The 25,043-nt window shown below is 45.8% G+C and carries 17 protein-coding genes and 1 pseudogene; 9 read left to right on the top strand and 9 right to left on the bottom strand.

The genetic code is table 11. From position 1 onward, the window contains the following. Positions 1–369: 369 nt before the first annotated feature. The 3 genes from KO537_RS02610 to KO537_RS02620 all read right to left on the bottom strand — a co-directional run bounded on the left by KO537_RS02610 (position 370) and on the right by KO537_RS02620 (position 3,027). The gene (locus KO537_RS02610) at positions 370–780 is read right to left on the bottom strand and encodes a hypothetical protein (RefSeq protein ID WP_212599394.1); all 411 of its coding nucleotides are present in this window, start codon (positions 778–780) and stop codon (positions 370–372) included. A gap of 87 nt (positions 781–867) precedes the next feature. Next, complete coding sequence (locus KO537_RS02615; RefSeq protein ID WP_212599395.1) at positions 868–1,374, bottom strand: hypothetical protein; 507 nt, start codon at positions 1,372–1,374, stop codon at positions 868–870. Between the two features lie 342 nt (positions 1,375–1,716). Beyond that, positions 1,717–3,027 carry a DUF3644 domain-containing protein gene (locus KO537_RS02620; protein WP_212599396.1) on the bottom strand — a complete coding sequence of 437 codons (1,311 nt, stop codon included), beginning with the start codon at positions 3,025–3,027 and terminating at the stop codon, positions 1,717–1,719. Positions 3,028–4,182: 1,155 nt separating this feature from the next. Between KO537_RS02620 and KO537_RS02625 the strand changes: the two genes are divergently transcribed. From KO537_RS02625 to KO537_RS02635, 3 genes are read left to right on the top strand one after another with little or no spacing between them, the layout of a single operon-like run. Then, positions 4,183–7,080 carry a molybdopterin cofactor-binding domain-containing protein gene (locus tag KO537_RS02625; RefSeq protein ID WP_219233792.1) on the top strand — a complete coding sequence of 966 codons (2,898 nt, stop codon included), beginning with the start codon at positions 4,183–4,185 and terminating at the stop codon, positions 7,078–7,080. Further along, entirely contained in the window at positions 7,077–7,610 is a 534-nt protein-coding gene (locus KO537_RS02630; RefSeq protein WP_006082848.1) for a 2Fe-2S iron-sulfur cluster-binding protein, read from the top strand. The genes KO537_RS02625 and KO537_RS02630 overlap by 4 nt, the downstream gene beginning before the upstream one ends. Next, positions 7,610–8,899 (top strand): cytochrome c, encoded by a 1,290-nt coding sequence (locus KO537_RS02635; protein ID WP_219233901.1) that lies wholly within the window; start codon positions 7,610–7,612, stop codon positions 8,897–8,899. Before KO537_RS02630 ends, KO537_RS02635 begins: the two co-directional genes overlap by 1 nt. A gap of 189 nt (positions 8,900–9,088) precedes the next feature. On the opposite strand, the gene KO537_RS02640 is transcribed toward KO537_RS02635, so the two are convergent. Beyond that, positions 9,089–10,069 carry a dienelactone hydrolase family protein gene (locus KO537_RS02640; RefSeq protein ID WP_219233793.1) on the bottom strand — a complete coding sequence of 327 codons (981 nt, stop codon included), beginning with the start codon at positions 10,067–10,069 and terminating at the stop codon, positions 9,089–9,091. A gap of 225 nt (positions 10,070–10,294) precedes the next feature. Between KO537_RS02640 and KO537_RS02645 the strand changes: the two genes are divergently transcribed. The 6 genes and pseudogenes from KO537_RS02645 (at position 10,295) to KO537_RS02670 (ending at position 20,746) form a co-directional block, all read left to right on the top strand. After that, entirely contained in the window at positions 10,295–11,242 is a 948-nt protein-coding gene (locus tag KO537_RS02645; protein WP_028761657.1) for a LysR family transcriptional regulator, read from the top strand. Positions 11,243–11,551: 309 nt separating this feature from the next. Further along, positions 11,552–12,760: a NupC/NupG family nucleoside CNT transporter gene (locus KO537_RS02650; RefSeq protein WP_219233794.1), complete on the top strand. Its 1,209-nt coding sequence runs from the start codon at positions 11,552–11,554 to the stop codon at positions 12,758–12,760. 217 nt (positions 12,761–12,977) lie between these two features. Then, positions 12,978–15,275, top strand: a complete 2,298-nt coding sequence (locus tag KO537_RS02655) for a hypothetical protein (RefSeq protein ID WP_219233795.1) — start codon at positions 12,978–12,980, stop codon at positions 15,273–15,275. Between the two features lie 9 nt (positions 15,276–15,284). After that, complete coding sequence (locus KO537_RS02660; RefSeq protein WP_219233796.1) at positions 15,285–17,033, top strand: hypothetical protein; 1,749 nt, start codon at positions 15,285–15,287, stop codon at positions 17,031–17,033. A gap of 159 nt (positions 17,034–17,192) precedes the next feature. Then, a pseudogene (locus KO537_RS23295) lies at positions 17,193–19,505 on the top strand (hypothetical protein). Positions 19,506–19,648: 143 nt separating this feature from the next. Continuing rightward, a complete protein-coding gene (locus tag KO537_RS02670; protein ID WP_025008445.1) occupies positions 19,649–20,746 on the top strand; it encodes a calcium:proton antiporter in 1,098 nt (365 codons plus the stop codon). A 29-nt stretch (positions 20,747–20,775) separates the two neighbouring features. Here KO537_RS02670 and KO537_RS02675 read toward each other — a convergent pair whose 3' ends face one another. From KO537_RS02675 to KO537_RS02695, 5 genes are all read right to left on the bottom strand, one after another. Then, positions 20,776–21,681: a hypothetical protein gene (locus KO537_RS02675; RefSeq protein ID WP_251071004.1), complete on the bottom strand. Its 906-nt coding sequence runs from the start codon at positions 21,679–21,681 to the stop codon at positions 20,776–20,778. 164 nt (positions 21,682–21,845) lie between these two features. Next, a complete protein-coding gene (pbpG, locus tag KO537_RS02680) occupies positions 21,846–22,814 on the bottom strand; it encodes a D-alanyl-D-alanine endopeptidase (protein WP_105251600.1) in 969 nt (322 codons plus the stop codon). A 396-nt stretch (positions 22,815–23,210) separates the two neighbouring features. Beyond that, positions 23,211–23,702 carry a GNAT family N-acetyltransferase gene (locus KO537_RS02685; protein WP_219233797.1) on the bottom strand — a complete coding sequence of 164 codons (492 nt, stop codon included), beginning with the start codon at positions 23,700–23,702 and terminating at the stop codon, positions 23,211–23,213. A gap of 175 nt (positions 23,703–23,877) precedes the next feature. Next, the gene (locus tag KO537_RS02690) at positions 23,878–24,597 is read right to left on the bottom strand and encodes an LrgB family protein (protein WP_219233902.1); all 720 of its coding nucleotides are present in this window, start codon (positions 24,595–24,597) and stop codon (positions 23,878–23,880) included. 2 nt (positions 24,598–24,599) lie between these two features. After that, entirely contained in the window at positions 24,600–25,034 is a 435-nt protein-coding gene (locus KO537_RS02695; protein WP_219233798.1) for a CidA/LrgA family protein, read from the bottom strand. Positions 25,035–25,043 lie beyond the last annotated feature (9 nt).

The following is a 25,043-nucleotide window of genomic DNA, read 5'->3' on the forward strand; positions in this document are numbered from 1 at the left end:
TCTTTATTACGCTAACGCGGTTTGAGATCTAAGATCGGTCTTGCGACCGAAAGGTCGTGGGGCTTCACCCCACACCCGACCAAGGAGGACTGCTCGTCCTATCCTCCTTGGATTCTCCAAGACGCCCCTAGCGAAGTTACATGCATTGATTAGTGGCTTCGTGCTTATTCAAAAATCGCTAACGCTTCCGATGGTACATCCTGTACCCCGAAAGCTAGCGAGGCATCCATGCCTCGCTCACGCTATTTTCTTCAACGCCCTTCAGCAACTTCGCAGGGGATCAGTGAACTTCTGTGGCATTAGAGTTAACTTTTCGCATTGAAAGAGTTATGCCAACTCCACAAGCCTTATTGTCCTCAACATACCAATTTATATAGTAGACTCGAGCTTATCATTGATACTTTTATAAACTAAATATAAGTGTATCAACTCAACCAAAGCTAAATTAACTATTACGACGGTGAAATATTGAAAATGCCCCATAGCCCATAAGTTAAATAAAAAGAAAACTTCTATAAGTCGAAATTTAGACCATTTAAAGTAATTTGACGGATAATCTTTACCTATAAGCATAGGTAACAGTTTCAAATTAAAAGTGACTGCAATAGCAATATACAAACAGAGCATACTAAGTAACGAAAACAATAATTTAAAGCTAAAAATATTCATCTGCATAAAAATCGATTCAGACTTAAATTCAACCAAAAAATCAACAGCAAGGCCGATAACAAGTGTCAAAGCAAGCACTATGCTCATACCAAAAAAACTAATTTTTTTCATAAAAACTCTTATAAAATATCAAAGTCGTGGAATCCCATTCCACACCAGAGCAAGAAATCGTTAAAAACAACCATCATTGTCAAGCTACTACTGCGAGTCTTTTCTTTCCCTAATTATCGACTCCATTGCATCCATAAACCTCTTCGCATCATCAAGACTTCGAGTTCTCAAGGCGTGCTTTGTGATACGATCTTCAGCATCAACTAATGAGACTACATACCACTGCTTAAACTTGCGCTGCCAATCAAGTAACTTCACACCTTTAATTGTTCTAAAGTAAATACGCTCATTGTTTAATTTCGTTTCAGCCTGACTTTTCCCAACTATTGCTGTGTCAGCAATTATTGCAGCAGAACTCGATGAGTTAGTAACAAAGCCGTAATTCCAAAAAACATATTTATCCGTTATTCCAAATTCATCAGGTTTCCATTCTGAGTGTTGCGTCATAGTTAATTCCTCGACAACATTCAACGCCTCACTGTAACTCATTAGTGTAGGCTGATAAGAAATTGCATTAGAACCACATGCTGTAACGAATAACAGAAAAATCGGAAAAAAAATCCCTCTTATAACCGTAAATAGTAATCTATTCATTCCACACACCTTGCTTAATAAGTAATCACAAATGGTGTCAGAGTAAAACTTAAAAATACTCATCTACCAGTAGTTACAAACTTCGTAGTCATTCTTAAATCAAGGTCATGAGACTCCCTCCCCCACACACGACCAAAAGGTTAAAAACGCCTGTTCCTCTTTTGGAAATCCCTCGGCGTCCTTAGTGAAGTTACCAGCATTAGTTGGTGGCTTCGTGCTTATTTGAAAATAGCTAACGCTTTCGATAAAGTGTCCCTTCACCCGAAAACTATGCCTGTATAATTTCTTCTCATTATTTTTAATAATGGGGTCTTTATTTTTCTTAGCAGAAACCTTACTAGGTTATTTCTTTTTACTTAGCATTTTTTTAGCTTTAGCAACGAAATCATCTTCCTGAGTAATGCGCTTAACTAGTTCAGTTACAGCAGATTCAGAGTATTGATGCCGGTTTGCAAGCTTGGCATGGTAATGATATTCATTGTTAGATTGCTGCCAAGCAAGTCTCTGTATACACGCTTGAATACAATGGTTGTTAAGCTCTGGTCTTCCGGTAAATTTATTTCTTCCTGGGATACATTTCTCTAACTTCAACTGGTCACGATCGGTTTCTAATTTGGTATTTACCAATTGTTGTAGTTTTGTCTGCGAATACGGATGCGACTTATCTAAATCTATCGTCTTTTCTATAACCTTTAGCTTTTGACGTAATTCATTAAGATCACTTGCAGTACCCGAGGCCTTGGTCAATACCACTTGTGCATCCCCTTCACCTTGTGCAAAGACCAAATGAACCTTCAATGGTATTGCAAAGTTCATATCATCAGCTTTTTCAACTTCATACTGAATGCTGGTTGCTAATTCAAGAATTTCATATGCTGCAGCACCATACTGTGTTTTTAATAAAGACATTGCAGGGAGTTTAAAATCACCAACTATAGTCATCATTCCAGTATGTTGAACCGATATAAAAGCCACTTGTGAAAATGCCTCAAATTCAGATGAAAAGTTAAGTACACCTGATTGGAATATTCTAGAGGCAATAGCTTGTAGTTCTGGCATTAAGAGATGTACAGCTTGATCACGCCAATCAGCTACCATTTCAATGTTCTTTCGAACTAAATCTTTATCAGCATACAAACGCGCCAAACATGCCCTCAATGAAATCGTCTGGCGTATACCTTTCTTATTTGCTGGCTCGAAAATACTATCTTCACCGTCACGTTCAATTAAGCGTGCTTTAGAAAGTTGCTCCCACGCAGTACAGAATAGCAAAACAAAGCCGTCTAACTTATTCTCTAATGATGGACGATTATAAAGCTCTAACGCCAACATCATGTTATCGCGAGATTTTTTAAGTAACGCTTTGGAAAGTTGCGATTTACATTTATGACCAAGCTCCTGAAAGTGCTTACTTTGGGATAATCGCTTTTGGAACTCGACAAAAGTTAAATCCAGCGTATTTATTGCGCGGAAAATGCCATCACCGGTCTCTGTGACAAACTGTGTAATCTGGCCTTTGTTGTAATAGGTTTCAAATGTACTGACCTTCCAACCAGAGGCTACGATTAACTCTTCCCTAGAGAAACTTTTCCCAGAGTGCTCAGCATGTTGTAAGAAATTAAAGAATTTCCGCTGACTTTGACGTCCTGCCATATTTATCTCCCAATATCCTGATCAATTGAGTCAGATTACTATTCACTCTGACAAAAATAATTTCAGTATTATTGCCGCAATTAAGTCATTGTTATTAAATAGTAAAAACTTTATATCTTACATCACACCAAAACTCATTGAATACGCCCATCCCCTCGGAGTTGCCGCAGGGCGAATAGGCAAATTGCGTGAGTCTCGCCATGGATGGCGAGCTAGCTTTCGCAGGTGCAGGGACGCATCCTTCGGAAGCGATAGCAAATTTGCCAATGAGCACAAGGGGCTTTCAACTCCGTTGGGGCGTCTTGGAGCATCCAAGGAGGATAGGACGAGCAGTCCTCCTTGGTCGGGTGTGGGGTGAAGACCCACGACCTTGATTCACCTCGGCCGTTAGGCCGCACTAACTCAACGAACTCAACGCGAAACGGTTAACCCATAACACTCAGTACAGTGCTACAAACACAGAGCAACAAGAAAATAAGTGCCAAAGCATATTCACCAATTTGCAGGAGGAGTTGGGTATCTAAGAAAGAGAAAAGACACATCGTCCTGATGCAAGTGACTCGAATCGCGGGTACGCGATTAAAGCTCATCCTTGTTAAAAACCTAAGATAGCGACATAGCGTACACTTGTCTATAACTTTAGTATTACAAATCAAGTAATTAAGCAAGTGCTGATTTAACAATGTTGATATAAATGCATGTGACTAAACCAATCGCCATCAGATTGCACTATCTCTTGATCTTGCAGTGGCATGAAGTCTCGCTGTGTCAGGCGGTTTGGTTTTGGCAAGCGAGCCAATTTCGACATGCAAATAAGCCCCAATTGAGTGCATTGCCCAAGTGGCTCTGAGCAAAGGGCGCTGAACAAAATTCAGCCATAACGTAACTGAGTTGAATCACAGTGCGAACATCACTGCAGAAGCCTGATAACACGGGTTTTACACTCTGATTTAGCTTGGTCAAAACTGCAACGATTAACCGCCTAAATTTGCATTTTTGGCCCTACATGCTAACGTGGCTAATGTAAATTTACATTCAGTGTTTATCAAAGCTATGTCGCAACAATCAATAAAAAGTCGATCGACAACAAGCTTATATCGGGCGATACCATGCAGCGCGGCTGATATTACACGGAAGCACAACTGAGGTTGAGATATGGAACCATCTAATACATCACGCCGGACCTTTATCAAGCAATGTGTGATTGGCGGGGTTGCCGTATATTCGGCCCCTTTGTTGTGGGAAATGAGTCGCGCGAATGCGGCGATTGTCTCACCTGAACTGGCAGCCCAATGGCAAACTCAGGTTAATGGTCAATCCAAACCTAAGTTTCGTAACGACGGCATAGCTAAGGTCACAGGCCAAAAAGTCTATGGCCGTGATTACCGCGCTATGGACATGGAGGGCTGGCCCAAGCAGCAAGGTTACGCTTTTATACTTCGCGCCGCCGATGCCTCCCATGTTTATCAAGGCTTTTCACTCGACCACCTGCCCGCGTCGGCTAAGCCCTATAAAGTGATCACTGCGGCCGATCTGGCCCGTGATAAAATCAAGCTGCCCGATTTTTACGGTGACAACATGTTACTGGCCGAGGGGCAAACCGCCGACTACTTAGGTCATGCGGTGGCGATATTGTTGTTCGACAGTTTCCCCGCCTTTAAGCAAGCTAAGTCCTTGCTGCAATTTGACCAAACCTTACTGCGCTTTGGTGAGCAAACGCCGTTTGTATCGGACTCGAAAGACCCGTACGCCAGCTGGCGCCTTATTCGAGTGGAAGGTGAAAATGGCGCACGGGAAGATTTATATAGCCCGCTCCACGATGGGCTGTTTTTCCCTAGCGTAAAAGATCGCAAGCCAGAATGGTTAGGTAATCCGAATGCCAAAGGGACTGTGTCTGAGCGCGGGCTTTATTATGCGGGCGAGATAGATAAGCAAATTGCTAGCGCCCAAGCCAATCAACAATGGCAAGTGTTAGAGCGGGAATATCGCACCCAGATCATCGATCCTATGATGATGGAACCCGAAGCCTTTAACGGCTGGTATGATGCGGCTAGCCAAACCTTTCATACTGTGATTACCTCGCAGTCGCCGCAGGACTTTCAAGAGATGGCAGTGCACATGCTGTTATCTAGCCCACTGGCAGGCAAGGTAAAACATCTTGTGGTGCACTCGCCTTATATCGGCGGTGGATTTGGCGCGAAAGACCATTCGATATTTCCTTATTACGGCGTGATCGCGGCCGTTTATGCCAAAGGGCCAATCCGACTCGCCAATGACAGATTCGAGCAATTCCAATCTGGCCTTAAGCGTCATCCGTTCATCATGAAAAGCCGCTTAGCGGTGGATAAATCGACCTTAAAAATCCAAGCCTTAACTTCACAGATGACAGTCGATGGCGGCGGACGAGTCAACTTTACCCCGTCTGTGACCTCGGTTGGTGCGACAGCAATGCAAAGCATTTATTACACGCCGCGCAACGATATTATCGCCACCGCCTATGCGTCGCGTAACCCTGATGCGGGGTCGATGCGGGGTTATGGCACGCTGCAATCGATGACGGCGATGGAATGCATGATCCATGAGATCGCCGACGAGCTAAAGGTTGATCCCTTTAAACTGCGCGCCGCTAACGTGATGGAATCCGGCCAGCGCAACACTCAAGGCGCGATTCCTAACGGTACTTTACGTTACCGCGAAATGCTCGAGATGGCCGAGCAAGCTCCCGTGTGGCAAAACCGCGCGGTGAATAAAAAGGACTATGAGGCCAAACATCCGGGGATGCGTTACGGCGTCGGTTTTGGTATCGCCACCAAAGATTATGGTACGGGCGCAGCAGCACCAAGTGCGGCGGTTCGCCTAGCTAAAGACGGAAAAATCACCCTAGAAATCGGCTTTATCGAAATGGGCACAGGCACGCAAACCTCCCAAGCCGTTGTGATCAGCGATGCCCTTGGCAACTTTGCCGATGAGGTAAAACTCGCCGAAGTGGATATTTGGGATGCGATGCAATTAGTGCAAACCGATAATCCTTATATTATTTCGCAGCAACGCCAAGATGAAATGGCGGCCAATCCACGCTGGACACCGGTTAAAGCCATGGCATCGTCGGCGTCTATGTCGGCCTATTACCAAAGCCATGTTACCCGCATCGCCGCCGATATTATCTATCGCCACGGCCTATGGCCTGCGGCGGTATCAATTTGGAACGAGTTGTATTTTAATACGCCAATGGGCTCAACTAATTTGCATAACTCACGGGATGGTCGCTGGGTCGATGGCAAGCTAACCGCCTTGGGCTTTCCGCCATTGTCGCTAGATATCCTCGCGAAACGCGCCCACGACATGGGCTTAGTGGTCGGCGTGATGGGCCATGCCTTTAATCGCTGGGCTTGGGCCGAAGCCGATTTCGACATTCTTGGCACTAAAGAGCGTTTAGCACTCGATGCGCTGGCGCTGCAATACGGCGAAGGCAACGCGACGTTTGCGGCCACTTCCGACACGACTAAGAGTATCAAAGCGCGTCAAGCCAGCATGAAATCTAATGGCTATCACTTGATCGATCGTCAAGCCATGAGTTATCCCAAGGCCGAACTGAACAATGCCATGGTGACTTACTACGCCCCCTGCGCCACTTTGGTTGAAGTGGCCGTAAACGAAGGCAATGGCGAAGTCACGCTACTGAGTTCTCACACTTGGTTAGAGGCGGGCAAAGTGATTGTTAAAGAATTAGTCGAAGGGCAAATTCAAGGTGGCCTTGCGATGGGGATTGGCCATGCACTGCATGAAGGCTTACCGCCATTTGAAGCAGGCGCCGGCAATGGTACGTGGAACCTCAATCGCTATCAGGTGCCGCTAGCGCGGCATGTGGGCGTGTGGGATCAACGTCATACCATATTGCCGCAGTTGTCTGATAACGATCCCAGCCGTGGTATCGCCGAAGTGGTGATGATCCCTGTGGTCGCGGCGCTGATTGAAGCCGTGTATCAAGCAACCCATGTCCGCTTTTACGATTTACCTATGACAGCGAAAAAAATTAAGGAGGCCATGGCATGAGCCAGTCTATTAAACTGACCATTAATAACCAAGCCGTAGGCCCGATTGAAGTCGCCGATGGTGTGATGATGATTGAGTTTCTACACGAATACTTAAACCTCACTGGCACTAAGTTTGGTTGCGGCGCAGGCGTATGCCACGCCTGTACTGTGATCGTCGACGACGAGCAAGGCATGAGTGAAGTGGTACGTACCTGCATCAATGGTGTTGAGCGTTTTAATGGTAAACGCGTCCGCACTGTCGAAGGTCATGCTAGACAAAACTCCCTTGGCGAAATCACCGCCCTGAGCCCAGTGCAAGAAGCTTTTTTAGAGCACTTCTCGTTTCAATGTGGCTGGTGTACCTCGGGCTTTGTCAACGAATCAACCGCGCTGCTTGAGCGATTAGAGCGACAACCTATCGCTAAAGATCAAGTTGAAAAAGTCGTTGAAGATGCCTTGAGTGAACACGTATGTCGCTGTACTGGCTACGTAAAATACTATGCAGCGGTCAAAGATCTGATTCTCAAAACTAAGGGGCTAACCCTGTGATGACATCAGCCAATCTGCGCCATTTCTCGCGCTATTTCCCGCACATTAGTAGGATAAAAAATCTGTTGAGCCACAATCTACTCCTGAGTTTAGGGCTAGGTTTGCTCGCCTGTTCCAGCAGCGTTGCCGATGAAGGCGGCAATACGAATAACGACATCGCACGCGGCGCGTATCTGATGAAGATAGGCGACTGCGTGGCCTGCCATACTGCAGTGGGCGGGCGCGAACTCGCGGGCGGTTTGCCGTTCGAAACGCCCTTTGGCGCAGTGTACTCGACCAATATCACCTCAGACAAAGAAACCGGGATTGGCAAATACAGTTACGAAGAGTTTTTTGACGCCATGCACCACGGTGTTGGCGTCAACGGCAACCTTTATCCTGCTATGCCTTACACTTCCTACAGCCTGCTCACGGACGCAGACACTCAGGCGATTTATGCCTATTTGATGAGTACTAAACCCATCAAGCAAGCCAATCGCGACAATGATGTTTACTTTCCGTTTAACCTGCGTTTTGGCCTAAAAGCTTGGAACTTAGTCGCACACGATGCCAAGGAATTTACCCCGAGCAAGGAAAAAAGCGAACATTGGAACCGCGGCAATTACTTAGTCAATGCCCTAGGGCACTGCGGTGAATGCCACACCCCAAGAGACACGCTGTTTGCCATGGAGCAGGACAAGCACTTTGAGGGCGCGATTATCGAAGGGCTAGAGGCATCGGACATTCGCCCCGCCGAGCTTAACAGGCAGAACTGGACCCATGAGGATCTTAAGTCGCTGTTTACCGAAGGCTACTCCCGTAAAGGCACTGTCTTTGGCGGCATGTATCCCGTGGTGTATCACAGCTTTAGCCACTTGACCGATGATGATATGCGCGCGGTTAGCAGTTATCTGCTCGATACCGACGATGATCTTAAACCGGATCCGCTCACCTTTAACGGCCATAAACCTGAACTGCCAGGCTATACGCTCTACAAAGGTTACTGCGCCGGTTGCCATGGTCAAAATGGTGAAGGTCGTCCTAATGTCGCCCCCGCGATGGCAGGAAACGCCACCTTAGATAAAGCGAGTCCTCATAATATCGTCGCCGTAATACTAAAAGGTATTCAGAGCCAGCATTACAACGCTACCACCAGCTTTTATGCCATGCCGGGATATGCTGATGAGTTAAGCGACGAGCAGATTAAAGACTTAGCCAATTACCTAAGACTCACCTGGAGCACACAAGCTGGTAATCTCGATGTGAAAACCATCCAAAGCTTAAAAGAAGTGATCCTCGAGCACGACTAACCCACATAGGTATGTGGGATATTTAAGATAAAAGCCGCATAGGTATGTGGGAGATTTAAAATAAAAGCCGACTCTAGAGTCGGCTTTTGCTTGAATGATATAGAGCGCGAGAATCGGTCACTCATCGACTTAATCAAAGTAAGCGGAATTAGAATAAGCAGATCAGAATAAGCGGAGCTTTACTTTCACTTAGACACGCAGTCGAGTGTCAAAAAAGGCTAAGCTGCGCGCCCAAGCGAGTTCGGCGGTGGCTTTATCGTATCGTCCTGTAGAGTCGTTATGAAAACCGTGATTCACATTCGGGTAAAGATAGGCGACATAATCGGCTTTATTGGCTTTTAGCTGGGTTTCATACTCGGCCCAAGTGTCGTTTACCCGCTGATCGAGCCCAGCAAATTGCAACATAAGTGGCCCCTTTACTCGGCTACGCAGTTCCGCAGCGGCTGGCGTGCCATAGAAAGGTACGCCTGCATTGAGTTCATCGGGAATCGTGGCGGCCAGCATATTGACGATATAACCGCCAAAACAAAACCCCACGGCACCGAGTTTGCCATTGCTTTGAGGATGGGATTTTAAAAACTGCGCAGCGGCAATAAAGTCTTGCTCGATTTTGGCTCTGTCTAAACTGCTTTGCATGGCGCGGCCCGCATCATCATTGCCCGGATAACCACCTAGGGAATAAAGTGCATCGGGGGCGAAGGCGATATACCCCTGCGCGGCTAATCGGCGAGCCACATCTTCGATATAGGGATTAAGGCCACGATTTTCGTGCACCACTAATACCACAGCGGCTTTTTTACTGAGATCTAAGGTTTTCGGCTCACCTGCGGCACTGCCGGCGAGCAATAACTCATCGGGCATGACTAAGTAGCCGCGCCCTTCACCGTAACCATTGGGCGAGGGAAACTTAACATAGCTGGCTTGAATACTGGGATCGTTAAAGGAGACTTGCTCGGCGAGGGCATAGTTCGGCAAGAGTGCGCCCGTGAGCATCGTCATGGTAAAACCTAGCGCCACCAATCCTGCGAACCGCCCCATAAACTCACGGCGATCGATAATGCCATGGGCATATTCGTCATACCAGTCAAAGGCTTCCTGCGGTATCGGTTGTACTTTCTGGGCATGTATCTGACTTGTTTCTGCTAAGGCTTGCTTGTCTTGTTGTGTCATCGTTATTCCTCCATTGAACAAGCTAACCACAGGTAACACGTCTTCCCTAGCTTGTGGGTGTTAAGATTTAACTCAAGAGTAAAGTAAGAATCGCACTTAGGGCAACTGACTTTAACGTTTGCCGTTTGGTAAGTTTGTTTTGAAATAGCACACGATCGGCACAAACGGCTGTCGGTTAGGGCAAGGCTAGCTTAAAATAGGGATTTAGATTCTAGAGGGCCTAGCGTGATACAACATAGAGCTAGCCAGATGGTGATATTCCACACTCTGGTGACCAGTGGTAGTTTTACCCAAGCGGCGGCCAAGTTAAAAACCTCGACTTCCTATGTCAGCAAGCAGCTTGGCGCACTGGAAGCCGAGCTGAACTTGCTGTTAGTCCAGCGGACCACTCGCACCTTAGTGCTAACCGACGCGGGCCAACAGTTTGCCCATTACTGTGAGCAAGTGTTTGAAGCGACACAAAATGCCGATGCTATTATGCTAGATGCCCGCGATGACATTAGTGGTACGATTCGCCTCGGTTCCTCCCAGTCCTTTGGCACCTTACACATTATCCCCGCGCTGGAAGTGCTGCAGCAAAAATACCCCGAATTGCGATTTGAGCTAAGCCTGTTCGACCATAAAGCCGACATGCTAGAAGAAGGCCTCGATCTGTGGATCACTAACCATGAACAGCTGAACGAAGGTTATATCGCCCAGCACCTCGCCGAAACTAACTTTGTAGTGGTCGCCTCTCCCGATTATTTACTCAAGCATGGCGTGCCACACCATCCACAGGCGTTAGCGCAACATAATTGCGTTATCTATCAAAGCAAGAGCCGTAATTATGATCGCTGGAGTTTTGCTAAGGATGACCTAGAACAAACCGTGCATGTGGCGGGAAATTACCGTGTCGACTTAGCCGAAGCCGTGCGCAATGCGGTGATTGCAGGGCGCGGCATAGGCTATGTGGCCACGTATTTACTCAGTGATGAGTTTCAAAGCGGAAAACTGATCCAACTCTTACCCGATTGGAAACCACTGCAACAGATGCCCGTTTATGTGGTTTACCCAAGGCGGCGCCATTTACCGACTAAGTACAAGGTGATAATCGAGTGTTTAAAGTCCCATATCGGCCACCCGCCCTACTGGGATAAAAAGCTCAAACCTTGGTTAGGTAAGACAGTCACTTAAACTGCAGCCACTTAAGCTACTGTCATTTAAGCAACAGTCACTTAAGCTGCATTTCAAAAAAGTACTGACTACGACACCAGCCTAAAGTCGTCTGTGGCATGATTTCGATTATTGCCACAGGCACAAATATTATTTCCTCTGGGCAACAGTAGCTAAAATAGCTTTTATTCTCCTGCATAAACAGCAACTTAAACTGTTGCTATTTTCGACTATTTTATCGTAACAGCCCAGTAACGCCCTCGACTTGCCCTTACTGCGACTCGGCCTACAATGCGCGGCTTCTTCCTTAACTCAAAAGAATAACCCCTTATGATCGCGATATTAGGCATGATTAGTATCTTGTTTTTTGCTTGGTTACTGTCAGTGAACCGCAAGAATATTCCCTACCGCACTGTGATTTTAGCCCTAGGCTTACAAATTATATTCGCCCTGTTAGTGCTCTACGTTCCTGCGGGTAAGGCCGTATTGCAGTCTGTTACGGCGGGCGTGTCGAGCGTGATAGCCTATGGCAACGAAGGGATTGGCTTTCTGTTTGGCGATCTCGCCACGGGCAAAGTCGGCTTCGTATTTGCAATCAATGTGTTAGGTATCATCATCTTTTTCTCGGCACTGATTTCGGCCTTATACCATATTGGGTTAATGCCTAAGGTGATCAACATTATTGGTGGTGGTCTTCAGCGTTTACTGGGCACGGGCCGCGCCGAGTCTTTATCTGCCACGGCAAACATCTTCGTCGGCATGATTGAAGCGCCGCTGGTGATCAAACCCTATTTAAAGCACATGAGCGATTCGCAATTCTTCGCGGTCATGAGCTGTGGTTTAGCCTCTGTCGCGGGCGGTACCTTAGTCGGATATGCCGCTTTAGGTGTCGATCTTAACTATTTGATCGCCGCTGCCTTTATGTCGGCCCCCGCGGGTCTGTTGATGGCTAAAATCCTCATGCCGCCTAGCGACAATGACAAAAACAGTGCCGATGAAATCACCTCAGTCGAACTGCCACGCGCCACCAATGTGGTTGAAGCCTTAGCCGATGGCGCTATGTCTGGCATGCGGATTTCTGTCGGGATTGGTGCCACTCTACTGGCCTTTGTCAGTGTTATCGCCCTGCTGAATGGCATGTTAGGTGCTGTGGGTGAATGGTTCGGTTACCAGTTAAGCTTCGAATTTTTACTCGGTTATCTGTTCGCCCCTATGGCGTGGCTGCTGGGTATTCCTTGGCATGAGGCCATTACTGCAGGCTCACTCATTGGCCAAAAAATCGTAGTGAATGAATTTGTAGCCTTCATCCAGTTAATGAAAGTCGAAGACCAACTGAGCGCCCATTCTCAGGCCGTTGTGACTTTCGCCCTGTGTGGTTTTGCGAACATTTCAACCATGGCAATTTTGATCGGTGGACTGGGTAGCATGGTGCCAGAGCGCCGCGAATTTATCGCCCGTAATGGTTTTCGCGCCATTGCCGCTGGCGTATTCGCTAACCTCATGAGTGCGGCAATTGCCAGCGTGATCCTCTCGCTGTAATCCATCAGCTTGGGCTTTTTTAGGCTCTCATCTCACCACTGAGTTAACCACTAAGTTAGCCACTCTCGCGCAGCAAAACCGCGATCAACACAAACCCAAATCAAGCAAGCTTGGTTTGGGTTTTCTTTTATGCCTCAGATATTTTTTGTGTATAATGTCGCCAGAAAAAGATTAATGAGTTTACATTTCAATAACATGCGTAGCCAAAGGAGTACGAATGGCCATAGTGAAATACAAGGCAGTTAACGCCGCAATCACACTGACAATGGCAGGTATAACACTCTTGTTAACCGCCTGCGATAACTCAACGTCACCCTCCAATTCAGTTAATACCAACATACCCACAGAGCGTGAATATCAGATTATCTCCACCATAAACCTCAATGATGGCTTTGAAACCCGCAAAGTGCTGCAGGCACGACTGCTGCTGGATTACCAATTACAGAATGCAGAGGGTAAGGCGACCAGCTTAACAACGCCGTTAACCCATAACGCCCGTTTTTTTATCCAACCTAATATGCTGCAAATTAGCGATTATGGCATGCCGATTCCGGTGAGTAATATCGACCCTAAAGGTAACTCTAATGAAATCTTTCAGTTGGTTAAAGATGGCTTTAATGTGGAATTTAACAATGGTGAAGTCCGCCAACTGACTCCCATTGCCAAGATGGATCAAAAAGATATCAAGGAATTATTTGACCACTGGGTGAATCTTAATAGCTTGTTTAAACAGGCTCCAACCTTACCCGTGGCGCTAGAGCCTAAGGTCGGTTATAGCATTAGCGCCCCCATGGATGCACGCCTAACTTGGACGGTTGAGGGAGTGACCGAAGATAAGTTATTTGCGGTAGTACAAGGTGAGAAAGACAACTTTAAGGCCTATGGCAAGTTCGAGCTTAACCGCAAAACCGGTTGGTTAGAGAGCATGGCGTTTTTTCAACAAGAAGTGCAGCAAGGCAGTACTCTCACCCGCCGCATCGCCATGGCGCCCAAGGATAGCCCTTATATTATGAGCATGCTTTGGCATGCCGACGCTCGCTACGATGCCGAACGTGATATAGATGATCTGCAAAAAGAGCTCTACCCGATTAGCGATGTTCCGCGGGAATATAAAGCCCATGATAAGGACTTTATAAAATCCTTATTAGCTGATCAGCAAGGTATTCTTGATAATATTGGCCCATGGGGCGCTGACACGCCAGAAGTGCTGCAATTGCGCTTTGTGCATAATATGAGCCCGCGATATGTGGTTGCTAATGTGCATTATGAAGACTTAGCCGCCTTTGATGCCAGCGGAAATCCGATAGACATTCACTTCTGGCAGCACAGCAGAGGTGTGGCGATGAATTTCAACCGCTCGATTGAGTCTTCGGTAGATCTTATCGCCACAGGCTGGGACAACACCGCCAATAAACTCAAACAGATAGACCATATCACCGCCAAGCTGACCCTTATCCCCGAAAGCAATAAGATAGTCGAAAAGTCGTGGGATGAACTGGTCGCGAATCCTTACGCCTTCGGCGATGCGAGCCTCACAATTCAGGTGCTCGACGCCGAGGCAAAGCTATTTAAAGTCGTAACAAAGCAGAGTAACACTCAAAACATTAACCTTCCTTTTCAGCAATTTAAAGGAAAGATGGCCGAAGCCCGTCGCGATGGTGATTATCCTAAATGGTTAACGGTGACGGATAAGGAACTACTGGGGGAATTAATAGGTGTCGATGATCCTCATCACCTTAGCACCCGCGCCCTGCTACTTAAGCTAGATGAAATCCCTAAAACCGTTGTAATACTGGAGAACCAGCCACAGCCGGAGTTAAGCCAAACCAAGAACATCCGCTTTGTGACCTTTACCGACTACAACCAAAATCTGGCCAATCCCTTAAGCGAGTTTGGCGATTCGAGCCTCAATAACTTCCTCTATCAAGATCTTGAGCCATCAAACGCCGAAATCAGTGCGATCCAAGGGATAAAACCTGAGACTGAAAATGGCCATAATCTGTATATTCCTATGTCAGCCGCATTAGCGAGTGCCTGTAAACCTGAAATAGAACAAGGTTTTAAAGAGGGGAAACACGAAGTCACTTGGCTGTTTGAGCATAATGCCCCAAACGGACCAGCCTATACCCTGATGACGCCCGACCGCGAGCGGCAGTTTTTCTACGATAAACACATCCAAGGAAAAATCCATTGCCAAGGTGATATCAGTTGGCAACCCTTAGAGCAGGCAGCTAACCCACGTCCTTGGTTAATCGATTTACAAGCTTGGCTAACAAAAACCGGTTATGGTGACGAGCCGAGTAAAGATCTTAAGAACTACTTTAAAGTCGAGGATGCCCAAGGCAAATCCCTAACGATTCGACTGCCCGAAACCACCGAACTGCGGATTAAAGAGGCGCTGGTCGATGGCCGCTATTTGAGTGTAGAGGGCCCTGCAGCGAAGGTGAGTTATATGACGCTCTCTCAAAACCCCGTAGACATCCCCTATGAATTCACCTTTAAACCTTTGCCATAAGGAGCGGTTATGCGTCTATTTACAGTAAAACGGCTCCTTGGAGCACTGGTACTTATCTGTATCACTCTCAGTGCCAATGCGAATGCCAATGCACAAAAGGTGTTACTCGATGCCCATTGGAAGGTTGTCAAAGATGAAAAACAGGCTCAATACTATCTAAAACAATCGACCGAAGTTATCGACGGCAATTATAAGGCTGAGGTTTATTACAAAAATAACGATATGCTTTTCTGCGCCAGTGCCCTCGCCGATAACAAAATTGGCAAAACCCTCACCAGTGAACAATTCCGCGGTGCTTATCAATGTTACTTTGAGGATGGCAAACCCTATGAACAAGGCTTTCGCAATGGGCAAGGCCAACTTCATGGTTTACTTAAAAAATACATTGCCACCGGCCAATTGTATGTTGAATCCCACTATGAAAATGGTGTGAAACAAGGCCTCGAAACGGGTTACTGGGAAGGTGGGAAGATCCGTTACAAAACGACCTATAAAGATGGTAAAGAGGTCGGTATAAGCGAGCTTTTTGATAGCGAGGGCAAGCTTAGGGGCAAGGTCTGTAATAGCGGCACTTGTGTTACCCAGTACTATGACAATGGCAACTTACACGTCGAAATCCCTATGGTGGATGGGCTTACACATGGCAACGAGACCAATTGGGGCTTTGGTAAAATCATTTCGACCCAAGCTTATGTCAAAGGTAAGAAACACGGGGATTACTTCGAATATTTCGACGATGGCAAGATTAAGCGCCACTACCGCTATCACAATGACTATAAAGTCGGTGAACAGCTAGATTACTATGAAAATGGCCAGATAGCCCAAAAGGAAATCATAGAGGCGCCATGGAATGTGACCTTATCGGTTAAATACAATGAAAAGGGCGAAATGCTCAGTTCAACCGAAGAAAAACACCAAGACAACAACTGGGTTTACCGTAAGCATCAACGCTTTAGTGAAGGTCAACTTACCTCTAACACAGAGGAGGACAAACTTAAAAAATGGGTCCTCAACGAAACATTTGAGCAAGGTGAGTTAATCAGCCGCAGCGAGCATATCGATAACCAATTGACAGGTTTATATCTGCAAACCCTAAACCGAAGTCAAACTATAAAAGTGATTACCCGGGAATATTTTAAAGAGGGTAAGCGCGAAGGCCCCTACGAGATGCTGAAAATTAACCATGAGACAGGGGAACAATGGCTGGCCGAGCGCGGCCAATATGCCAACGACAAGCCCGTTGGCGCTTGGAAGAAACAACAAGAAGATGCCACCCTCACCTTTAGCTATGATGTCCAAGGCGAGCTCGATGGTGAGTTCCGTAATGAGACAAGTTCTGGGCAATTGCTTGAATTAATCAACTTTAACCATGGCAAACCCGAAGGATTAGTACAACGCTACGCCACTAACGGCCAATTGTATGAAAAGGGCGAATACCGCAATGGGCAACAGGATGGCGACTGGGTGTACACCCATGGTGAGTTCGGTTTCAACCCAATGCCAAATCCTGAGAGACACTATTGGTACGGACGCTTCGACCAAGGTAAACAAGTCGGCCACTGGGAACTGCGTAATACCGAAGACTATGTGCTTGAAATAGCGAATTATGACGAGCAGGGCAGGCTTCATGGTAAACAATACGAATTTAGGGATAATGGCTGGATAGAAGTGATCAATAGCTTCCATCATGGCGAGTTTTTAAATCGGGAAATACCGCCGCCGGTGATTACCTCGGACCATGTTTTCCCTATTTTTTAGCCTAAGCATATTCGCTTAATCGATTAACTTAACCCTTGGCGCTGTGTACTGTATATAAGTGCACAGCCCGATAAATAAACTCAACAGCAAAAAATTAGGATTCTTGTATAGGCTGCAAACCGCGCGGCCTTAAGACCCAGAACAGAGCAAGGAATCAGCATGTTCAATACGCCATTTAGCTTTATCAGCCTCGCGATTGCGGGAGCCAGCTTAATCAGTGTCCATGTACAAGCAGCGCAAAATCTCTCCTCCATGATGGTCGAAATCCGCCAACAGGACGGAATTCCCAGCTATTACAATCTCGCCACTGGAATGCCCTTAAATGGCGATATCGCAATAGTGCGCGATAACCAAGGCTATACCTTAGGGCAGTTTTCCGAGGGGATCCCTAATGGTAAATGGCAAGTATTTCATACCAATAACAGCAAGCTAGTCGAAGGAAACTATCAGCAGGGTTATCAAGATGGCACTTGGCATATGTTCGATTTGAGCGGCGCAGTTACTGAGGAACAGCAATTTGCCAAAGGCGTGCCCACGGGCGAATGGAAGGAATACAACAGCAGCGGCCATCTCAGCCAAACGACGCGCTATAAAGACGGTAAAAAGGAGCAAGTAAAACGTTTCTATGCCAGTGGCAAACTGCAAGCCCAAGAAAGTTACCTCGATAACCTGCGCCACGGGAAATGGGAAAGTTTCTATGAAAACGGTACCTTGTCCCAAAGCCAGAGTTATGCGAATAACCAACTCTCAGGTTCTTATTTAGAACAAAATCCCAATGGACAAGCCACAGTGACGGGCCGCTTCGATGCCGAAGGCCGTCGCCAAGGAGCATGGGAAACCTTTTTCGATGACGGGACTAAATCAAGCAGCAGCCAGTTTAATCTCAATCTGCTCGAGGGTGAAGAACGGACATTTTACCCCAATGGTGAACTCGCCAGCCGCTGCCAATATAGCGCTGGACAACGCCAAGGGAAATGCCAGCAATTTAATGATGCAGGTAAATTACAAGTTGAAGAATAGTATGTTAATGGTGCATTAGACGGGCCACAGCAATATTTTAATGCCGAGGGCATTCTCACCAGTGCTCTCAACTATAAACAGGATCTACTCGCTGGTACGCAAAAGTATTTCCACAACAACGGCCAACTTAAGGAATTACGTAACTACCAAGACTCAAAGCAGGCTGACAATGGCCAATACCCGCTTCATGGACCATCGGAGCGTTATGACACCGAAGGTCATTTGCTCGAAAAAAGCCACTACGACATGGGAATTAAGGATGGCCAATTTGAGCGCTATCACGCTGGCAAGCTGCAATCCTCCGAGCAATGGCGACAAGGGCAGCGTCACGGTGAATCACGCCGTTACCACAACAATGGCAAGCTGCGGACACTAGATCAATACGTTGAAGGTAAACCAACAGGGAAATCAGAAACCTATTTTGACGACGGCACAGTGGGTGAGCGCGGCGAACGTATCGATGGCCAATGGGTCGGAAAATATGAGTCATTTTACGATAACGGTAAACCTCGGGAAGTATCTCACTACGCACGGGATAAAAAAGACAATGCCAGTCGTTACCCTCTTGATGGCCATTTCGCCCGCTGGTATGCCAATGGTGATCCCAATGAAGAAGGCACATATCAAAGCGGCAATAAAGAAGGCCTATGGATACAGTACAGCGAAGGCCTGAAACAACGGGAGCAAACCTTCGCCAATGGCAAACTTAATGGTAACTATACAGAGTATTACCACGGACGCCGCCGTGTGACAGGGGAGTATCTGGACGACCAAAAAACCGGTCTATGGACGGATTATCGCTACGAAGAAAAAGACCCTACCTATGGCACAATCCCCGAGGGGAATATCCAGCAAAAAAGCCATTGGCAGGAAAACAAGCGCCATGGAATTCGAGAGTTTTACAGCTTTAAGCAAGTGGTTTACCGCTCAGAAACCTATGATAAAAATGATAAAACTGGCCCGTATGCTGAGTACTATCCCAACAATGGCCAACTAAAACTTAGTGGTGCTATGGATAAAGGTAATCAAACTGGATTGTGGGAAAGCTGGTTTGAGGATGGGATGCAAGCTGCTAGCACTGAGTTTTTAGAGGGTCAAAGCCATGGCCAAACGAAAGAATATTACAGTAACGGCCAACTCAAATTAGAGGCAACTTATGCTAAGGGTTCGCTTGATGGTCAAGTTAAACAATATCACCAGAACGGTAAGCCAGAACTCGTTGAAACTTGGGTGAAAGGCCAAAAAGAAGGCGATGCCAGCTATTACCACAACAATGGCAAGTTAGCCGAACAAGGCACTTATCTTAGGGATCGCAAGGAAGGTCTATGGCAAAGTTTTTGGCCTAATGGTGAAAAACGCACTGAAGGCAGTTATCTCAGCGATCGAGAATCAGGGGATTGGAATCATTATGATCAACTCGGCAAGCTGATTAAAACAGAACACCATGGCTAGCCTAAAAATGGGGTTTTAGATTAAAAAGCGATCTAGTTCAAACATTTATCCTTAACTCCAAATCTAAAGGAAGTTTCATGCAAAGTGTGCCATAACCAGTGTCTATACTAACGGCCTTTTTTTTCGTTTAGGACAAATTGCCTATGAAGACATTTATGAAAGACGAGTTAGCCCTGCTACTGGGAATACTGACCTTAGTATTCTTTAAAACCGGTGGCGATAGCTTACTCGCCGATGGCACCGCCCTCTCGACCTATATTCCCGTTTCGCTCGCCCTATTGGGTGTAGTGACTTGGGCTATTTTCTCTGTGGTGCGCCACTCAGATGCACTAGCGATTAAGCTTGGCGATCCCTATGGCACCTTAATCTTAACTTTATCGGTCATTTCACTCGAAGTGGTGATGATCTCCTCCGTGATGCTGACCGGAGAACCCAACCCTGTCATGGCGCGCGACACTATGTTCGCCGTCGTCATGTTGATCATCAATGGCTTAGTGGGCTTTACATTATTACTTGGTGGCTGGCGTTACCATACCCAGCATTTCAATTTAGATGGCGTAAAATCCTATCTCGTGGCGATTATTCCCCTCGCCCTACTCTGTTTAGTACTGCCTAATTTTACCGAAGGTGGCACTATTGGCGGCATGTCTAAAGCCATGTCTTGGATGCTGATCATTATTTCAATTCTGCTCTATGGCGTCTTTTTAGTGGTACAGACGAAGAGCCACAGCCATTTCTTTGTCGATGCCGATCATGAAGACCATGAGGAACACCACGGCATACTGCGCAGTAATGCTTACCATACGATTCTATTAATTGGCTACTTACTCGTGGTCATTTTGCTGGCAAAAACCTTAGCTATGCCCATCAATTACAGCGTAGCAACCCTAGGCGCTCCACAGGCATTAGGGGGCTTTATTGTGGCCTGCTTGATTTTATCCCCCGAAGCTGTGGGAGGCTTTAAGGCCGCGTTAAACAATCAATTACAGCGGGCGATGAATCTGTATTTTGGCTCAGTGCTCGCGACGATTGCACTCACAGTCCCTGCGGTATTAATTATTGGCAGCGTGATAGATCAAGAAGTCCATTTAGGCCTGTCACCCGCCGACATGGTGCTGTTAATCACCAGTTTAATGGTCTGTAAGGTAAGCTTTAGCAGCGGTCGCACCAATGCATTGCACGGCGCGACTCATATAGTCTTGTTTATCGTTTACTTGTTCTTAATGTTTGAACATGCCTAAACTTGATTAAATCCAAGGCCGAGCGTGATTTATTTGCGTCTCGGCTTTACGCTTTTCTCATCCAGATTGACCCGCAGTAAGAGTACAAACCAGACTAAAGCGCCAACAACAAACCAGATAAAAATCCACACTAACTTATGGCCATTACGAGCCTCAAATGGTTCAAATTTGGGCATAAAAATCGTTTGATGTTCAGCTTGATAAAGCGGACTTTTTTGTGCGGCGCTGAGCAACTCTGAACGAAGTGAGGATGGGGCTAATCGTTCAAGGTAAACAAAACTCTGGGGATCCAACTCATTGAACTCATTTAGGGATTTAGCCAAAAACGCTTTGAATTGCGCTTCTTTCTCATTGGGTTCAAGTCGATTACTGATCTCCTGCTGATAAACTTTACCATACCAAGCGAGGGCATTAGCATGCCAACTGTCTGCACGCTCTGCAAAAATCGGCATAGCGATATACAGCGCCATATTTAAGTGACTACTATGTTTACCTGTAACCTCTAGGCTTCGCTGCAAACCAATTTGCGTCTTATCAACATAAGATTGCTGCAACTGATAATACTGAGTATTTTCATGGAGATATAATTCTTGTATCGAAGCTAATTGCGTTAACTTGCCCATGGTAGTCTTGAGATATTCCTGCGCAACGATACAAGGAACAGCCATTAATTGCACCGCGATCAATAAATAGAAAAAGCGCGAATTATCTTTAACAAACTTGAGTCGTTTTAGCCTAGGTCGGATATAAATGATCGACAATAGCCAAGACAGTATCTGCGGCAGCCACAAATTAACGATATCTTCATCTAGGCTAAAAAACTCAAGGTTAACCAACAACAGCCAATGGACAAAACTGTAACCAGAAACAAATAACAGGCTGAGAAATAAGAAGGGAAAATAGATAAGTTGAATTTTTTTTAAAAATACATCCACACGAATGTCATCCTTGAGAACATAAAATAACGACTATGGTACGCTCAAATCCATAATAAATTTATCAAAATTGAGTAGAAACTCAAAGCGTTAAAACATAAAGGCCAGATTGATTGCTCATCTGGCCTTTATGTTTGTACTTTTATAAAGCTGCAACCGAGAAACTAGGTCTCACTCAACTTAGCTAATTGCTGCTGGCTACGTTGTTTCTTGTATTGCTTAGCTTCAGCAGGAATAGGAGTGACTTTGCCAGTCTCTAGCCAGTTACGTAAACGGTTAGCATCCGCAATATGAGTATATTTGCCGTAAGCATCGAGCACGACAAATGCCACTTGGCGTTTTGCCATTTCAGTACGCATCACAAGGCAGTGCCCTGCTGCATTCGTAAAGCCTGTTTTGGTTAGATGAATATCCCAGTTATCTTTATAAACCAAACGATTGGTATTACGAAAATCCAGACTGTATCTTGGGTTGGCAAAGGTAACCGTCTTCTTCTCGGTCGAACTCAGCTGGCCTAGCATAGGATACTTTTCACTGGCCTTAAGTAATACAATCAGATCACTGGCACTCGAAACGTTTTTATAGGATAAACCTGTAGGTTCAACATAGCGGGTATTTTTCATTCCCAGCGCTTTTGCTTTGGCATTCATCGCCTTAATAAAAGCTTTATGACCACCGGGATAATGATGTGCAAGACTTGCAGCTGCACGGTTTTCTGATGACATTAAGGTCAGCAATAACATTTCTTTACGGCTGATTTCACTGCCGATACGAACTCGAGAATAAACACCTTTCATTTCTTTGGTATCACGGATGTTTACCGCAAGCTTTTGCTCCATAGGTAACTTTGCATCCAGCACCACCATAGCTGTCATCAACTTAGTGACAGATGCAATTGACATTACTGCATTAGGATTATTGGAATAAAGCACTTCATTGGTTTTTAAGTCCACGACTATCGCACTACGTCCTGCAATTTCTTGCTTTAATGGTGCTTGCTTCGTTTTTGCTGTCGATTGAGTTTTGGTGCTTTTATATGCGACAGAGGCCGAATCGGCTGAATGCGCTGTCGTGGCAACGGTGAGACTGCTGCACGCAAGAATAAAACTACTGAGCAGAAAACGGATCTTCATATAGATTTCACTGAATAGATAAGGGATCGATTGTGCTATGGCACAGGTTTTGGCTAAGTATAGGAGTTCTACAGTGAAAGAAATAGAATGCAATTAGACTTTTATCAGTAAGATCAGCACTTTCTTCTCAATTTTTTTATGTAAAACCAGCTTAACCTGTCACCAATCCAGAGCAATAAAGCACCTAGATCTAGGCTTTTCAATTACAGTAGAGATAAAATCTTAGGAAGAGGCTTTTTTCAGTAGAATAATTTGAAATGAAAATAATGGGCGACTTTTTGCACTTTTAACAAAAGTCCCTGTACAACAGTGGTTTCAAGCATCTAAATACGTCATTTTAGCCGAATGAAAGCGTTAACATACGCCCTAAAATGTCGCGTTATAGCATCTTATCCGCTAGCGTAAGACAAATTCGAGTAAGGCTTCAGTATCTTCGCTCTCTTGTATCAGTTGGTCTGTCAGCACAAAACCGTGTTTGAGCAGTACTCGCTGTGAAGCTAAATTATGTTTAGCCACATGGGCAAAGAGGGGTCTTAAACTGACTAAAGGCAAAAATTGCGCTAAGGTCAGTGTCGCGATCCCTTTGCCCCAATATTCACGGTCAATCCAATACCCTATAAGCGCTTGTCCATCACTTTGCCAATGCCCAATATTGCCCACAAACTTGCCATCGACCACTATCGCCCTTGGCAATACATTTACTTGTCCCAGAATATTTTGATGCCAATGTTTAAAAAATGCTTCTCGATCCCGAGGAGGAAATTGAGCAAGCTGGTTAGCAATGGGATCGCTTTGATGCACAAAAATAGCTTCAAGATCACTTTCAATAATCTGGCGTAAACTCACGCTGTATTGCGTGTTTGGTTGTTTGTCTGACTTACTAAACATAGGTATCACCATTAATACTATGTATTTCAACTTGGTACAGCATGCCACATTTTATGAAGGTAAGCTCAAAAAAAAAGCGCATAACCGAGAAGGAGTTAGCGCTCGAAGAGGCAAATTTGCCGAAATTGAGGGGTGTAAATTCAAGCCATAAAACTCACACGATAGCATTCAAAGCCTAGATAAAAATCAATGCAAAAACGGGTGCGCCTAACACCATAGCGATACCAATAAAAATCATAGTCAAACTGGCGATAACGCCCTCTTGCTTGCCGATTTCATTGGCTTTTGCGGCGCCCGCACCATGGGCAGATGCCCCTAGAGCAACACCTTTACCTAACGAAGTACGAATACGCATAAATTTAAATAAGGGATCGCACACCAAGATGCCAATGACGCCTGTAATTAACACCATCATGGCCGTCAACTCAGGCACGCCGCCAAAGGCACTGGTCGCTTCCATCGCAAAGGGAGTCGACACCGAACGCACCAGCAAACTCTTAGACAATTCCAACGGTAAAGGCACAAACTTCACCAACAGCCAAGAAGACATCATCCCCAGAAACAATCCGGCCGTTACACCTAACCCTATCGTCAGCGGATACTGGCGGATCAAGTTACGCTCACGATAAATCGGCAAAGCAAAGGCGATAGTCGCGGGCGCTAACATGGCCATCAACCAATGGGTGTACTCAAAATAGGTTGGCAGCGGGATCTTAAGATTAAACACCAATAAGGTAATCACTATTGGCGCTAATACTATGGGCGCTAACCACCAGACTCTATGGTACTTATAGAGAAGCTTGGCGCCGAAGTAACAGAATATGGTCAGCAATAAGCTGAATAAGGCTAATCCCGTCTGCGACAACACAAAATCCACCACTTTTGAGTCAGTCATCATTAAGCCGCCTTAGCATGGCGACGGGCTTGCTTTTTGATGTTCAGTTGGCGCTCAAAACGAAACACTCTATCGACCACAAAGCCTGTACCAAACATCACACACACACTGCCCATCACTAAAGTGAATAAAATATTGGTGCCGTATTGCTCAAACAAACCTTCGTACTTAATAACAGATATCACTGGCGGGATGAAAAACAGCAATAACTCACCAATCAACCATGCAGCGCCCAGTTGTACGGCATTTTCAGGAATGAGTTTAAAACCTAATAAAAATAAGAGTATGCCTAAGCCAATCACACTCCCTGGAATAGGAGAATGTGCCCAAGTGGCGAACCAGTGACATGCGAAGGACAGTAAACAGAAGAGGCAGATTTGGCTTAATAACAAAGCCCAATGTCGACACTGACGTATTGCGGCTTGTGGGAATGACATGATTTTCTC

This window comes from Shewanella sp. NKUCC01_JLK, assembly GCF_019345615.1.
Lineage (GTDB): Bacteria > Pseudomonadota > Gammaproteobacteria > Enterobacterales > Shewanellaceae > Shewanella > Shewanella oncorhynchi.